14 protein-coding genes are annotated in these 14891 nt (G+C 68.4%); 8 read left to right on the top strand and 6 right to left on the bottom strand.

Annotation, left to right across the window (positions count from 1 at the left end):
• Positions 1–3 precede the first annotated feature (3 nt).
• Positions 4–660, top strand: coding sequence for a GntR family transcriptional regulator (locus ISP_RS37570; RefSeq protein ID WP_013229023.1), 657 nt, complete (start codon positions 4–6; stop codon positions 658–660).
• 26 nt (positions 661–686) lie between these two features.
• On the opposite strand, the gene ISP_RS37565 is transcribed toward ISP_RS37570, so the two are convergent.
• From ISP_RS37565 to ISP_RS37545, 5 genes are read right to left on the bottom strand one after another with little or no spacing between them, the layout of a single operon-like run.
• Positions 687–1478 (bottom strand): alpha/beta fold hydrolase, encoded by a 792-nt coding sequence (locus tag ISP_RS37565; RefSeq protein WP_013229022.1) that lies wholly within the window; start codon positions 1476–1478, stop codon positions 687–689.
• Positions 1471–3519 (bottom strand): alpha-amylase family protein, encoded by a 2049-nt coding sequence (locus tag ISP_RS37560; protein WP_013229021.1) that lies wholly within the window; start codon positions 3517–3519, stop codon positions 1471–1473. Before ISP_RS37560 ends, ISP_RS37565 begins: the two co-directional genes overlap by 8 nt.
• Positions 3516–4412 (bottom strand): carbohydrate ABC transporter permease, encoded by an 897-nt coding sequence (locus ISP_RS37555; RefSeq protein WP_013229020.1) that lies wholly within the window; start codon positions 4410–4412, stop codon positions 3516–3518. The genes ISP_RS37560 and ISP_RS37555 overlap by 4 nt, the downstream gene beginning before the upstream one ends.
• Positions 4409–5338, bottom strand: coding sequence for a carbohydrate ABC transporter permease (locus ISP_RS37550; RefSeq protein ID WP_013229019.1), 930 nt, complete (start codon positions 5336–5338; stop codon positions 4409–4411). The genes ISP_RS37555 and ISP_RS37550 overlap by 4 nt, the downstream gene beginning before the upstream one ends.
• Positions 5335–6717: an extracellular solute-binding protein gene (locus tag ISP_RS37545; RefSeq protein WP_230468525.1), complete on the bottom strand. Its 1383-nt coding sequence runs from the start codon at positions 6715–6717 to the stop codon at positions 5335–5337. The genes ISP_RS37550 and ISP_RS37545 overlap by 4 nt, the downstream gene beginning before the upstream one ends.
• 371 nt (positions 6718–7088) lie before the next feature.
• Between ISP_RS37545 and ISP_RS37540 the strand changes: the two genes are divergently transcribed.
• Positions 7089–8132 (top strand): LacI family DNA-binding transcriptional regulator, encoded by a 1044-nt coding sequence (locus tag ISP_RS37540; RefSeq protein ID WP_013229017.1) that lies wholly within the window; start codon positions 7089–7091, stop codon positions 8130–8132.
• A 42-nt stretch (positions 8133–8174) separates the two neighbouring features.
• Here ISP_RS37540 and ISP_RS37535 read toward each other — a convergent pair whose 3' ends face one another.
• Entirely contained in the window at positions 8175–9437 is a 1263-nt protein-coding gene (locus ISP_RS37535; protein ID WP_013229016.1) for an MFS transporter, read from the bottom strand.
• A 143-nt stretch (positions 9438–9580) separates the two neighbouring features.
• On the opposite strand from ISP_RS37535, the gene ISP_RS37530 reads away from it, so the two are divergent.
• From ISP_RS37530 to ISP_RS37505, 6 genes are read left to right on the top strand one after another with little or no spacing between them, the layout of a single operon-like run.
• Positions 9581–10636 (top strand): Gfo/Idh/MocA family protein, encoded by a 1056-nt coding sequence (locus ISP_RS37530; protein ID WP_013229015.1) that lies wholly within the window; start codon positions 9581–9583, stop codon positions 10634–10636.
• Positions 10633–11103 (top strand): heme-degrading domain-containing protein, encoded by a 471-nt coding sequence (locus ISP_RS37525; RefSeq protein ID WP_013229014.1) that lies wholly within the window; start codon positions 10633–10635, stop codon positions 11101–11103. The genes ISP_RS37530 and ISP_RS37525 overlap by 4 nt, the downstream gene beginning before the upstream one ends.
• Positions 11100–12017, top strand: coding sequence for a TolB family protein (locus ISP_RS37520; protein ID WP_013229013.1), 918 nt, complete (start codon positions 11100–11102; stop codon positions 12015–12017). Before ISP_RS37525 ends, ISP_RS37520 begins: the two co-directional genes overlap by 4 nt.
• Before the next feature lie 17 nt (positions 12018–12034).
• The gene (locus ISP_RS37515; protein WP_013229012.1) at positions 12035–12937 is read left to right on the top strand and encodes a sugar phosphate isomerase/epimerase family protein; all 903 of its coding nucleotides are present in this window, start codon (positions 12035–12037) and stop codon (positions 12935–12937) included.
• Entirely contained in the window at positions 12934–13950 is a 1017-nt protein-coding gene (locus ISP_RS37510) for a sugar phosphate isomerase/epimerase family protein (protein ID WP_014467588.1), read from the top strand. Before ISP_RS37515 ends, ISP_RS37510 begins: the two co-directional genes overlap by 4 nt.
• A gap of 29 nt (positions 13951–13979) precedes the next feature.
• Positions 13980–14855 carry a 3-keto-disaccharide hydrolase gene (locus tag ISP_RS37505; protein WP_013229010.1) on the top strand — a complete coding sequence of 292 codons (876 nt, stop codon included), beginning with the start codon at positions 13980–13982 and terminating at the stop codon, positions 14853–14855.
• The last annotated feature ends 36 nt before the right edge of the window (positions 14856–14891 follow it).

Raw genomic sequence — 14891 nt, 5'->3', positions numbered from 1 at the left:
TGTATGAACACCACCCCCTCGATCGCGGTCTCCACCACCACGCTCATCGACGCGGTGTACGAGTCACTGCGGCAGCGCATAGCCACCGGCGAGATAGCTTCCGGGGAACGCGTCACCGAGGCCCGGGTGGTGGGTGACTACAACGTGGCGCGCCCGACGGCGAAGGCCTGCATCGAGCGCCTCGTGAACACGGGACTGTTGCAACGCGCGATGCACAAGTCCGCCACGGTGACCGCGCTCACGGCCGCCGACGTCGACGACTTGTTCCTCGCCCGCACCACCATCGAAGTCGCCGCCGCCCGGCAACTGGCGACCTCGGGCGACGTCCCGCGCGCAATGCTGGAGGCCCAGCACGCCATCGACCTGGCCGGAAAACTCGACGATCGCGCGGCGCTGGTCCGAGCCGACATCGACTTCCACTCGAGCATGGTGCGGGCGAGCGGCAGCAAGCGCCTCGCGCGGATGCACGAGCTCATAACCGGCGAAATCCTCCTCACCATCGGCAGCGCTGGTCACCAGAGCGCGCCCATCCCCGTGGTCGCCGCGGAGCACGCCAAAATTCTGGATGCCCTTCGCGCTCGCCGTGTCGACGAGGCGAGCGCCCAGCTGATCGCGCACCTCGACTCCGCACACACCCGTGTCCGCGGCGCGTTCTCCTGAGCCGCGCACACGGGTACCGGAGTCGGTCATGTGGCGCGGCGGATGTTCTCCCGCACGAGCGCGGCCACCCGATGCGGCGCCATCGCCTGGAGCATGTGCGCCGCGCCAGGAAGGACCTCCTGGCGCGCGTCATCGATCCGATCAGCGATCTCCCGCCCCTGGGCCACCGTGGCGGCGGCGTCCGCCGCCCCGCTGATCACCACCGTCGGGCACGTGATCTTCGCGAGTTCATCCCGCATGTCGACTCCGGCGAGCACGTCGCAGAAGGCGGAGTAGGCGGAGTCGACCGTGTCGGTCAACATCCGGGCGTAGGCATCGACCACTTCGGGTTGCGCCCGCGCGTAGTCGTCGGTGAACCAGCGCCGCAGCACGTCGGTCAGGAGACCGCGGGTACCCCACTGGCGGACGACTTCTTTCCGGCTGTGCCACAGGTCGCGGTCGGTCACCGGGGTCGAGCCGATCACGGCGACGGACCGGATCCGGTTTCCGGCGGTCGCGGCCAGGCGCAGCGCCGACATCCCGCCGATGGATACGCCGGCGATGTGCGCGTGCGTCACCCCGCGCGCGTCCATCACCTCGGTGATTTGCCTGGCCAGTTCGTCGAGATCGGCGGGGCACCGCCGGGCGGGAGACCGGCCGTGCCCCGCGTAGTCGAGGCAGAGCACATCGGTCTCGGCGGTCAGGTCGGGGAGCAGGGGAGCCCAGATCTCCGTCGTCGTGGCGAGGGAGTTCAGCAGGACGAGCGGTTCGGCATTCCCGGCCGCCCGGGCGGGAAACCATGAGTGGTGCAGCTCGCGCGGGATGGTGCGGTCAGTCAATCCGGATCACTTCCAGAACCCCATTTAGGTCGACGTCGATGCGCATTCCCTCAGCGATCGGCAGGACCCGGTCGGCGACGAGCGCGCGGGCACTCCGCGCCCCTCGCAACCGTGGACCCAGGACCAGTTGACCGTGTACCGGCAGGGGTTCACGAACGCGGTCGCCGCGACCACTCGTGTGGTTGATGAGGTGGATCACCCAGCCGCCCTCGGCGCGTCCGAGTGTGAGCTCGACCGAGGCGGGAAGGTTCGCCGTCACCACCGTGTCGTCCCCGAGCAGCGATGCCACTTCGTCGGAGACCACGCGATCGAGCGCGCTCAGGCCGGACTCGTGGCTCGTCGTTCCGACGGACCAGGGAAACTGCACGACCCGGCCCGCGCCGAACCGAGCCCGCACCAGCGCCGGAGCATCGTCGGCCGGTGCGTTGCCGCCGGTGATTTCGGGAGGCCCGAAAGGCGTCTGCGTGCTGAGCACGAGCCGGCCGGGGATCGACTCCGCGCGCCACTCCGCGAGACTGAAGTGACCGACAACCGGGTGTAGCGGTTCCGCCGTGCTCCCGTCCGCGGGCCCCACGTAACGGCCACCCAGCCGGGCGACCCCGCTCAGGCGTGCCGTTCGGCGCACGGCAGGGGCGGCGTCCAGTACCGCCGTGGCTGCCGTACCGGGCTCTTGGTCGTCGAAGGCGTCTCCGGTCAGGAGCAGCGCGCCACCGGTTCGGACGAAATCATCGAGCGCGTGCCGCAGCGGGGCGTCCATCCCCGCGGTTCCGGGCACCACCACGACGCGGTAACGGCCGAGGACGTCACGGCGCACCAATTGTTCCTGGTACTGGAGGCCGATGACGTCGAAAGCGATGTGTGCCTCCTGGAGCGCGGTGTACAGGCCGCGGTACTCGGAAAAGTCGTCGCGGCTTTGCAGTTCGCTCAGTGCGGTGCCGCCACGCGGACGCACCAGTGCGACGCGGGCCGCCGGTTCGAAGCCGGCATAGAGGTCGTGGTGCAGCCGCAGGAAGCCGAAGAGTTCCGCGCCCGCTCGCAGGCATGGGAACCGTTCGGCGTCCGCGACACCGATCGCGACGCTCGACGGAAGTGCGCCCCGCGAAAGCGCCTGCGCCATGTACCGCCGGAACTGCGCAGGTTCCTCGGCGATCTGCCGGTACGGCAGTCCCATATTGACCGAGGAGTGCACGAGCGCCGGCACGGCCGGGTCGGAAATGCGGTTCACGCTGGCGAGTTCACTCGGCGTGTGCGGCCACCATTTGTCGCCGTGGCCCAGCGAGCTGTTCGTCTCGAGAAAAGCGATGTCCATCCGCACGTCGGCCAGCATGAGCGGAGTTCCGGGCCGGACGGCGTTCACCACCTCGGAGTATCGCTCGGCCAGTTCGGTCAGCCGGGCGAACGCCACCGGCAGCCACAGGTCGTACCCTTCTTCACCCACCCCGCGGGGATGCGCGTGGCCCGGATGCGCCTGCTGGAAAGCCGCGCGGCAGCGGTCACACCGGCAGACGCCCTTGTAGGCACCGCTGTAAGCGACTTCGGTGAACTGAAGCCAGTTGAAGAACACGCCGTCCACGGGGTACCGCCGGACGAAGTCGTCCAGGATCTGCGGCACCAGCACTTCGTGGTAGTCACTCCTCGGGCAGATCGCCGTTAGGCCGTCCTCGGTGTACCACTCGCCGTCCCGGTCGACGAACGCCCACTCGGGATGGTCGGCGACGATGTCCGACGGCAGCCGGGAAAAGTCGAATCGCGACAGCACGCGCACATCGCGTTCATGGGCCGCTTCCACGACATCGCCCACGAGGTCGCCCGACGGGCGCTCCGCCAAGGTGCGTGCGGTGCGTTGGTAGGGCTCGTGGACGGGGTAGAAGTAAACGATTCCACCGGCGTTGCACAGCCAGGTGTCGTACCCGAGCGAGATGAGCTCGTCCACCGCGCGCGCCGCGTCCAAGGTGGCGTCCTGTTCGCGGAGGTTGGTCTGCAGGAGCCGGAACGGGGATGACCACCAGTGCGGCCCGGCCGGCCGCGACGCCGCCGTCATTTGATCCCCGTCGAGGCGATGCCGGCGATGAAGTACCGCTGGAAGAAGACGAAGATCACGACGATCGGCAGGATCGTGACGAGGGAACCGGCCAGCAGCGGGCCGTAGTCGACCACACCTTCGGTCTGGGACAACGTCGTGAGCCCGACCGGAAGGGTGTACATGTCCTCCGTCTGCGCGATGACCAACGGCCACAGCAGGTTGTTCCACGAGCTGACGAAGGACAGGATCCCGACTGTCGCGATGGCCGGCCCGCACAGCGGGAAGACGACGCGAAAGAAGATCCGTCCCTCTCCGGCGCCGTCGATCCGCGCCGCCTCGAGCAGCTCGTCGGGCAGCTGGGAGATGAACTGGCGCATCACGAACACCCCGAGCGGGGTGATGAGGAACGGCAGGATCAGCCCCGCGTAGGTGTTCGTCATGTTCAACGCGGCCACGGTGACGAACAGCGGCACGAAGAGCACGAGCGTCGGCACCATGAACGTCACGAGCACGGCGGCGAAGACCAGCCGGCGGCCGGGGAACCGCAGCTTGGACAGCGCGTACCCGACAGCGGAGGACAACACGATGTTGCCTGCCACGATGGTCGCGGAAACCACGACGCTGTTGACGAAGTACCGGGGGAACTTCGGGTTCGACAGCAGCTGGGAGAAATTCTCCCAGGTGAAGGTCGCGGGCCACCAGCTGCCCGATCGCAGGATGTCCCCGCTCGGCTTGAAGCTGCTGAGGAGGTTCCACAGAAGCGGGCTGACGGTGACCAGCGCGCCCGCGACGAGAACCAGGTAGAGGACCCAGCGCAGGACGGCGTCTCGCCGCCCGGCGCCGGCCGGCACGGTCCTCGGTGGGGGCCGGTCGCGGGATGCGTCCGGCCTGACCTCGCTGATGAGTGTCACGTCTTGCTCCTGAGGAGTCGGAACTGGATCAGGGACAGGAGGGCGATGATGGCGAAGAGGATGTAGCTCGCGGCCGAGGCCGTCGAGTACTTGCCGAAGCCGAACTGGTCATAGATGTAGATGGCCATCGTCGTCGTCGAGTTCAGCGGTCCGCCCTGGGTGATGACGAACGGCTCCTCGAAGACCTGCACGACCGCGACGGTCATGAGCACGGCACTCAACAGCACCGTGGGAAGCAGCATGGGGACAGTGATGGAGACGAGGCGTCGCCAGGCGCCCGCCCCGTCCACACGCGCCGCTTCGTAGATGCCCTCGGGTATCCCCTGCAGGCCGGCGAGGAAGATGACCATGACGAGGCCGAAGCACCGCCAGATCACGAGGAGGATGATCGTGGGCAGTGCCCAGAACGGATCGGCCAGCCACGCCGGGCCGTCGGCGCCGAACAGACCGAGCGCCGCGTTGACGGTCCCTTCGTCGGCGAACAGGAACTTCCACACGACAGCGATCGCGACGATGCTCGTGACCACGGGGATGTAGTACACGGTCCGGAAGAAGGCCTTGCCCCGGCGGATGCCGTTGTTCACCGCGACGGCGAGGAGCAGGGCGATGACGAGGATGGCGGGAACGGCCACGACCACGACGATCGCGGTGTTGAGCAGGGCGCGGAAAAAATCCGGATCGGTCAGCACGGTCGCGAAGTTCTCCAGCCCGACGAAGTTCACGTCGAACGGTGCGCGCAGGTCCCTGCTGGTCATGTCGGTGAGGCTCATCAGCAGCGACCAGATGATGGGCCAGGCGTAGAAGACGAGGAACACCAGTACGAACGGCAGCGAGAACAGCCAGCCCGCGACGGCCTGCGAGCGGCGTGATGCGGAGGGGGGTCCCGCGGCGGGTCGGCGCTTGGCGCGAGTGGCCACGGAGGTCATCGTTCACCGGTTCCGATCTTCTCCGCCTCGGCTTGCAGCCGTGTGGCGGCGTCCTTCGGGGAGATGACTCCTCGTGCCAGCTGCTCGGCGTACCGTGCGATCGCGTCCCGGACTTCGGTCCAGGTGAGCACCTGGGGCTGCGGGAGGCTGTTCTCGATCTGCGACGCGAAGGTCTTGCCGACCGCGCTTTCGGCCAGCGGCCCCGATTTCCAGGCTGTCCGAGCCGCGGGGAGCACCCCGGAGATCTCGTAGGCTTTCTGTTCCCCTTGGGCGGAAGTGGCGTACCGCACGAACTTCCAAGCAGCATCCTTGTTGTGGGCGCTCGCCATCACCGCCAGCCCGGAACCCCCGAGGTAGCCGGCGCCTGACTTGGGACCCGCGGGCAACGTCGCCAAACCGAGCTTGGCCGTGTCACCGTGCAGAGCGGAAAGTGCAAGGCCGTAGGAGAAGGAACCGGTCAGGTAGGAACCGAAGGTGCCGTCGGCGAATCCCGCTTCGGTCTCCCCTGCCGTGGAGATCGTCACCGTGGGATCCGCGACGCCCTCCCGGAAGAAGGACTGGTAGTGGTCCAGTGCCGTGATCACCTCGGGAGTGTCAAAGGTGAACTTGCCGTCCTTCAGCACGGTTCCGCCGGCCTCGTAGATCAGCGGCAGAACGGTCTGCCACGCGGCGGTACCCTTCGTGTAGATGAGCGCGCCGTGGCGGGCGCCGGCGTTCTTGAGCGCTTTGCCGAACTTGATCGTGTCGTCCCAGGTCTTCGGTGCCTCGACGCCTGCTTTCTTGGCGAGATCGGCGCGGTAGTAGAACGACTGGACCGTGACGTACCAGGGGACCGCGTACCGGATGCCGTGGAACGTGACTGCGGAGACGGCCGGCTCGAAGAAGTCTTTCGGGTCCGTGACACCGTCGGGTACCGGTGCGATGCCGCCCGTGGCCACGAATGACTGGAGTCCTGTCGACGGCTGGATGATGTCGGGGACCTGACCGCTGGCGACCGCGGTGTCGACCTTTCGCGGTAGCTCGTCGAACGACACCGGCGTCACGGTGATCCGGACACCCGGGTTCTCGGCGGTGAACGACTTCGCGAGGGCCGAGAGTGTCTTGCCCTCGTTTTGGGCCGCCCAGATGGTGACGTCACCGGTTGCGGGGGAGTTGTCGACGGCCGGCCCGGCATCCGCCGTTCCCGTGCTCTCGCTGGACCGGCCACATCCCGAGAGGACCAAAGCGCCCGCCGCGACCAAAGCGACCGCGACTCTTCCGCGGCAGCTGCTGCTTCCTGACCTGTACACCACTGCACCTTCCTCGTTGAAAGCACCCCGTGGCCGGAGATCGTAAGTCTTGAATACTTGTCTGTCAATCCGCGTGGGTTCCGCGCTCATGGTCGGCCGCCAGTGCCCTCACCAGCGAGAACACCTGCGCGTCGATGTCGCCGATCCAGCTCTGCCCGTGCTGCATCCTCGGTTCCGGACGAGATGGCCTGCTAAACTCCACCGCTTCGCCACCGGGTCGCCCTCAGCCGAAGGTCGTTGGCGAAGTGGTCCGAAGCGGATCACCTGCCTGCTGTCACCTGCCGATGACGAGGTCCTCGCAGGGCGGCCGATGGTCCTGGTGAGGGCATCGAGTTCCAGGAACTGATGGCTCGCCTCGGCTCGTCACCGAGCGGTCGGTCGCCGGCGCGCACCCTGTCGCTTGCGCAGGGCCGGAGCTCCTCGACGCTTGGCGTCAATCGGATTGTGCGAGACTGGTGCGCATGAGCAATGGCGCGCGGCCGCTTCGCGCGAGCAAGGGCTCGGCACGGCTCCCGACGATGCAGGACATTGCCGATCACCTCGGTGTTTCGCGTCAGCTGGTTTCTCTGGTGTTGAGGGGTGTGCCTGGGCCGAGCGCGGAGTCGCGGGAGCGGATTCTGGGCGCGGCAACCGAGCTGGGGTACCGGGCGAACGCGTCCGCGCGGCTCCTTCGGCAGAACCGCACGCACCTGATTGGCGCGGTGTTCCAGATGCGGCATCCGTTTCAGGTCCGTTTCGTTGAGCGGCTTTTCGTGCGAGCCGCCGAGAAAGGGTTCGGGTTGGCTCTCGGTCCGGCAACGGTAGAGAGGTCCACGGACGTGGTTGTCGCCGAGCTCATGGAACAACGGGTGGAAGCGTTGGTTGCTTTCAATCCCGATCCGACCTCGGACGCGCTCGCCGGGGCGTGGCAGCTGGTTCCGGTCGTTTGGCTGGGCGAGTGGGTGCCGGCACCGGAGGTCGACAACGTCCACGTGGACGAGATCGAGGGACTGCGGCTGGCGATCGAGCATCTCGTGAAGCTCGGGCACCGTGACATCGCCTATGTCGGCGGGCTTGGCGGCGAGGTGGGCCGGGACCGGACCAATGCGTATCGCGGTGCGATGGCGGAGTCCGGCTTGGCGGATCGGATCGAGGTGCTCTCCAGCGACTTTTCCGAGGAGGGCGGTGCGACAGTGGCTCGGGAGATCCTGGGACGCAGCCGGCGTCCGACGGCGGTGGTGTGCTGCGGTGATCAATGCGCGGCGGGCATGCTGGCCGTGTTCGCCCGCGCGAACTTTCCGGTGCCGGGAGCAATCTCGGTGATCGGGTTCGACGACAGCTACCTGGCGTCCCTGTCGTACCACAGCTTGACGTCGGTCCGCCAAGACGTCGAGGCCACCGTCGAGGCGACCCTGACGACGGTACTGAAGCGGCTCGAGGGAGATGACGGGCCTCGCCGGGTGAGCGCGACCCGGACGAGGCTGGTGGTTCGCGATTCGACAGGACCCGCGCCGACCGGGTCGTGAGCTGCGCAGGCTCCCACGACCCGGTTCCGCCGAATTTCATCGCTAGCGAACCTTGCGGATGGGAATGATGACGGCGGCACCGATCGCCGCGATGATCCCCGCCGTCCACAGCAACACCGGATAGTTCTTCCCGCTGCCCATGCTGAGCAGAAGTGCGCCCAGCGCGGGCGCGAAGGACTGCGGAAGCGAGTTGGCGATGTTCATGACGCCCAGGTCCTTGCCTGGCTTCTCGGGATCCGGGAGCACGTCGACGACGAGCGCGTAGTCGACCGCAGTGTAAGTGCCGTAAGCGAAGCCCATGATGATCTCGGCGACATAGAAGGCCGGCACGCTCTCGGCGTAGACGAGCGCGACGAGCCCCGCCCCGAACAGCAGCGTCGAGCCACCGACGAAGATCTTGCGGCGGCGAAGCTTGTCGGACAGCCAGCCGGATACGGCGGTGCTCACGAAGATGGCGACCGTGTACAGCAGGACGCCCGTCGCGACGGCCGACACCGCGCGGCGGGCGTCGAGCCCGAGGTGATCCTGCATGTAGAAGAGCCGGAACGTCGTGAACAGGAAGGTCGCCAGGACGATCAGGAAGCGCGACCCCCACGCCAGGCCGAAGTCGGGGTACTTGACGGGGTTCGTCCAGAACGTGCGGAGGATGGCCAGCACCGAGAACGGCCTCAGCGGCGTGTCGGGGACGCGGTCCGGAGTGACGAGGACGTAGACGACCACGCAGGCGACTCCGACGACGCCCGGGATCAGGAATAGCAGGGTGAGGTTGGCGACCAGGAGCGCGGCGGCGTAGATGCCGGCCAGGATGGAAATGTTCTGGGCCACGCCGATGACGCTGGAGGCCCGTCCGCGCTGGAACACCGGAACGTTGTCGGCGAAGCTGGCCATGAGGGCCGCGAACGCCGCGTTGGACCCCAGCTGGCAGAGCAGCCACGCGAACGTCAGCATCAGGACGTTGGGGGAGAACACGACCGCGGTGAGGCCGATGAGCAGCGTGACGACGCCGCCCAGCAGCCAGGGGCGTCGCCTGCCCCAGCGGGTGCGGGTCCGGTCGCTCAGGGATCCGAACAACGGGTTGCCGAAGATCGCGCCGATCGAGCCGATCGGGAGGACGACGGCGATGACGGATGCCGGATTGGCGGGGTTCAGCTCCTGTGCCTTCAGCTGCATGCTGACGAACACCGGCGACAGGATCGCGACGTAGATCCCGAACTGGGCGAGGCCGATCGCGGCGATGTACCAGTTGCTGACGGCGGGCGCGGAGATCGGGGTCGTGCGGGTGGGTACGGGCGAGTTTGCTGCCATCGACGCCTCCTTGAGTCGAGCCCGAACGTGCGGCACAAGCGGGTGTTCGGCAACCGGTTTGGCTCGTGCTAACCTCGGGGTTCGGATGACTTTAGCTCGTGCTAACAGATTTCTCCATACCGTTGTGAAACCGGAGCGTGGCGATGCTGCCTTCTCACCTGCCCGACCCTGAGCTGTACGTTCCCGGAAGCGGCGAGCCGCCGCTTCGGTGGGGCATCATCGGACCGGGGTGGATCGCCGGCGAGTTCGCGAAGGCGCTGCGCACCCACACGGCTCAGCGGCTCGTGGCCGTGTCCTCCCGCTCGGCCGAGCGCTCGGCGTCGTTCGCCGCCGAACACGGGATCGAGCTGGCACTCGGCTCCGCCGAGCAGCTGGTGACCCACCCGGACGTCGATGTCGTGTACGTCGCTACGCCGCCGAGCGAACACCTGCCGATCGGGCTGGCGGCGATCGCCGCGGGCAAGCAGGTGCTGATCGAGAAGCCGATCACGACGTCCGCGGCCGAGGCGCGGACCCTGGCGGATGCCGCCCGTGCCGCCGGCGTGCTGGTGATGGAGGCGATGTGGAGCCGTTACCTGCCCCAGACCTCGGTCATCCGGCGGTTGCTGGCCGACGGGGTCCTCGGCGAGGTGCGTGCGGTGCTCGCCGACCACGGGCAGGCGATCACCGCGGACCCGCAGCACCGCCTGTACCGGCCCGACCTCGGCGGCGGAGCACTGCTGGACCTGGGCATCTACCCGGTGCAGTTCTCGTCGATGGTGCTGGGCGCCCCGACGCGGGTGACCGCGGTGGGCGGCATGACGAAGACCGGTGTGGACGCCTACTCGACATTGGTGCTGAGCCATGAAGGCGAGGCTCAAGCGACCCTGTACTCGTCGATCCTGGCCCGCACCCCGATGACGGCTGTGATCGCCGGCTCCGAGGCGACGATCAGTATCGACGGCAGCTTCTACGCCCCGACCTCCTTCACGCTGTCCGGCACGGATCACCTCGCGGCCGACCTCCGCTGGAGCGACCCGACCGGTCTGCGCCGGTTCGATGGGCTCTCCTGGGAAGCGACGGCGCTGGCCCGGTTCGCCGGGGAAGGCCGCATCGAGTCGCCCGTCCACACGCTCGAAGAGACCGTGTCGATCCTGACCACCATCGACGACGCGCGGGCCCGGATCGCCGCGTCCCGACTCGAAGGAAGCCACCCATGACCGATCTCATCACCACGCTCGAAGGCCAGGAGCGGGAACTGGTCTTCGAAGAGTTCGACCACTCGGACGCCTGGCGGCTGGGCGCCCGGATCACCGCCATCGCGCAGCAAGCCGGGCACCGGGTGGGTATCGACATCCGCCGGCCCGGCCTGATCCTGTTCCGCGCTGCCCTGCCGGGCGTCACCCCCGACCAGGACACCTGGATCGCCCGCAAAGCCGCGCTCGTCCTGCGCATGGAGGCCAGTAGTGCACTGGTCGACGCCCGCATGTCGGCCGCGCGTGTGGATCCGGTCGCGGCCGGCTGGCTGGGTTCGGAGTACGCGGTGACCGGCGGATCGGTCCCGATCCGGGTGCGCGGCGCCGGCGTCGTCGCGGCCGCCACCGCCTCCGGACTGTCCTCCCAGGAGGATCACGACCTCGTTGTGGCCGGCATCCGCGCCTACTTGGCCGAGGGAGGCGGCAAATGAGCGAGGAGCAGGTGCCGCTGCGCCGGCTGCGGTCCGGGCAGCGCGCGCGGATCCGCGTCTGGGACCGCCGGACCGGGTCGGTGCGCACCGTGTTCGAGTCGCGCGAGCGGCTCTACGAGGCTCCGAACTGGACGGCCGACGACCGGCTGCTGGTCAACGGCGACGGGATGCTCTGGCTGCTGCCTGCTGACGGCTCCGCACCACCCCGCGAGGTCCCGGCGGCGGGCCTGCCCGAGGTCAACAACGATCACGTCCTGGCCCCGGACGGGGCGACCGTGTTCGCGTCGACGAACGACTGGCACATCTGGGAAGTCCCCCTCGCCGGCGGCACTGCGCGACGCGTCACAGTGGACGACGGTGGCATGCACTTCCTGCACGGCATCAGCCCCGACGGGCGGCGCCTTGGCTACGTGCGTTTGGAACCCCGGGGCGACGACTGGTGGGCGTCGGCGACCATCCACACCGTCGGCCTGGACGGACAGGACGACGTTGCCGTCACCACCGACCCCGGGCCGGCCGATGGGTGCGAATGGACACCGGACGGTGCCTGGATCGTGTTCAACACCGAGCAGTTCTCCGACACGCCGGGGCACGCCCAGCTCGCCCGCGTGCGCCCCGACGGGACCGAACCGGAGCAGCTGACCTTCGACGAGCGGGTGAACTGGTTCCCGCACGTCGCCCCGACCGGAGACGTCGCCGTCTACCTCAGCTACCCACCCGGCACGACGGGCCACCCCGCGGACCTGCGCGTCGAGCTGCGCCTGGTGTCCGTCAAGGCGTGGCAGGAGCCGGCAACGCTGGTCGTCCTCGACGGGGGGCAGGGCACGATCAACGTCCCCAGCTGGGCACCGGACGGAACGGCGTTCGCCTTCGTCGACTACCCCTTCGACCAGAACGACCAGGTGGCCCGGTGATCGAAAAGGAAGCTTCCATGACTCTGATGCACCGGACGGCGATCAACCCTTTGCCGTGGATCCTCCGCGACGGAGGCTACCGGCTCGACCGCGGCGTCCTCGGCGAGGCGATGACCGCGGTCTCGCAGGTCGGGTTCACCCACCTGACGATCGAGCTGCCGCCGGAGACGACCGCGGCGGAGTACGGCGCGCTGCTGGCGGAGCATTCGCTCGCCGCCGCGCCCGGCTACTTCTCCGCACCGTTCCACGACCCGCAGCGCCACGGCCAGGCCGTCGAGGCGATCAAACGGCACGCGCAGGCCCACCTCGAGCTCGGCGTGGACAGCGCCTTCATCGCCGCCGACCTGCTACCCGATCGCATGGCCCACCCGGCGATCGGAACCGGGTATGACCGCGACCGGACGCTCGTGGTGGCCGACGGACTCGCCGCGGCCGCCGAAGCCGCTGCCGCCGAGGGGGTGCGGTACGGCCTGCACCCGCACGTCGGCTCCGCGGTGGAAGTCGAGGACGAGGTGCGTGCCGTACTCGATGCCACCGCAGGCAGCGCCCTGTGGTTCGGCCCCGACACCGGCCACCTGCGCTGGGCCGGCGCCACACCGGAGAAAGTCATCGCCGATTACGCCGACCGGGTCCTCAACGTCCACGTCAAGGACGTCGACGCCAACGCGGCGAAGGCCGCGCGAGAACGCGACGAGGACTACTGGACGGCCACCGGTCGTTCGAAGGTGTGGAGCGAGCCAGGACGCGGCGCCATCGACTTCGACGCCGTGCTCGCCGCCCTCCCGAACGGGTTCGACGGCTGGTTCGTCATCGAGGTCGACGTGCCCAACCTCCCCACGCCCACCGAGAGCAGCGCCGCCTCTCTGGAATTCCTGCGCCGGCACCCCTACTTCACCACGACGGCCGCGGAGGAATCATGACCGGGCAAGCACGCCGATCCGTGACCCTCTTCACCGGCCAATGGGCCGACATGCCCTTCGAGGAGCTCGCCCAGCGCGCCGCCGAGTGGGGATACGACGGCCTGGAGATCGCCGCCAGCGGTGACCACCTCGACCTCGCGCGCGCCGACGAGGACGAGGCCTATGTGCGGTCCCGGCTGGACATCCTCGATAAGCACGGCCTCAAGGTGTGGGCGATCTCCAACCACCTCACCGGCCAGGCCGTGTGCGACGACCCGATCGACTTCCGCCACCGGGGCATCCTGCGCGACCACGTGTGGGGCGACGGCGACGGGGAGGGCGTGCGCCGGCGCGCCGGCGAGGACATGAAACGGGCCGCGCGCGTGGCCCGCAAGCTCGGCGTGGACACCGTCGTGGGCTTCACCGGCTCGAAGATCTGGCCGTACGCGGCGATGTTCCCACCCGTGCCCGGCGCCGTGATCGACGCCGGCTACGAGGACTTCGCGCATCGTTGGAACCCCATCCTCGACGTCTTCGACGACGAGGGCGTGCGCTTCGCCCACGAGGTCCATCCCGGCGAAATCGCCTACGACTACTGGACGAGCGTGCGCACCCTGGAGGCGATCGGCCACCGGGAGGCCTTCGGTTTCAACTGGGATCCCTCGCACATGGCGTGGCAAGGCGTCGACACGGTCGCTTTCATCACCGACTTCGCCGACCGCATCTACCACGTGGACTGCAAGGACACCCGCATCCGCAAGTCGAGTGGCCGCCAGGGCATCCTCGGCTCGCACCTGCCGTGGGGCGACCCGCGTCGCGGCTGGGACTTCGTCTCCACCGGGCACGGCGACATCCCCTGGGAGGACGCCTTCCGCGCCCTCGCCTCGATCGGCTACCGCGGCCCCATCTCGATCGAATGGGAAGACGCGGGCATGGACCGCCTCCACGGCGCCGCCGAGGCCGTGACCTACATCCGCTCCCTGTTGTGGAAACTCCCCGACGCGGTCTTCGATGCCGCCTTCTCGAATCAGTGAGCGCCGTCGCGACTGGAGGACGAAACGAATTGACCGAGCCGACGATCGATCGCTTTGACGAAGACGGCTACACCCCGCTGTTCGACGGTGTCACCCTCGAGGGGTGGCATCCCGCGCCGCGGGTGTACGGGGCGGTGTATCCCGGCGGACCGCATGTCCACGAACTCCTTGCCCGGCAGGGGATCGCGCCGCCACGCGAACCGGAAAAACACCCCGCCGTGTGGACGGTCGAGGACGGCGCCATCGTCGGACGTCAGGAAGCGCCCGGCAGCGGCTACGGCGGCTACCTCGTCACAGACGACACTTTCGGGGATTTCGAGCTGGCGCTGGAGGCCAAACCCGACTGGCCCGCCGACACCGGAATCATGATCCGGCGGCAGCGGGACAGCTGGGAAGGGTTCCAGGTGCTGCTCGACCACCGAGAATCCGGCGGGATCGGCGGATTTTTCGGCAACGGCCTGGCGAGTTTCTCCGCGGTGCCCTTCGCCATCAGATCCCGCCGCGACGCCGATGGGACCGTCATCGGCCTCGAAGCCGACGACCCGGATACGAGCGCCGAACCGGTCACCCCTGAGAAAATCGCCCGGCTGCGGTACGCGGCCGTGGTCGACGACTTCCTCCGCGTGTGGAGGTTGGCGGACTGGAACGAGATCCGCATCCGCGCCGCCGGGGCGCTTCCCGTGATCACCACCTGGGTCAACGGCCTCAAGATCGCCGAACTCGACACCGCGACCCTGCGGTCTCCCGACTACGACCCGGATGCGGTCCTGCGCCTGCTCGGTCCGCGGGGGCACATCGCCCTGGAGGTGCACGACAACGACGCCGTGTTCGGCGACGCCCGGTGGGGACGAGGTGCCGCCTGCCGCTGGCGGAACATCCGCATCCGGAGCCTGGACGGCGTATAGCCCTTTGTGGATGGCGCATGACGGCCGGAGGCTTCG

This window comes from Amycolatopsis mediterranei (assembly GCF_026017845.1).
GTDB classification, from domain to species: domain Bacteria; phylum Actinomycetota; class Actinomycetes; order Mycobacteriales; family Pseudonocardiaceae; genus Amycolatopsis; species Amycolatopsis mediterranei.
This window is presented reverse-complemented; position numbering and strand designations above follow the sequence as displayed.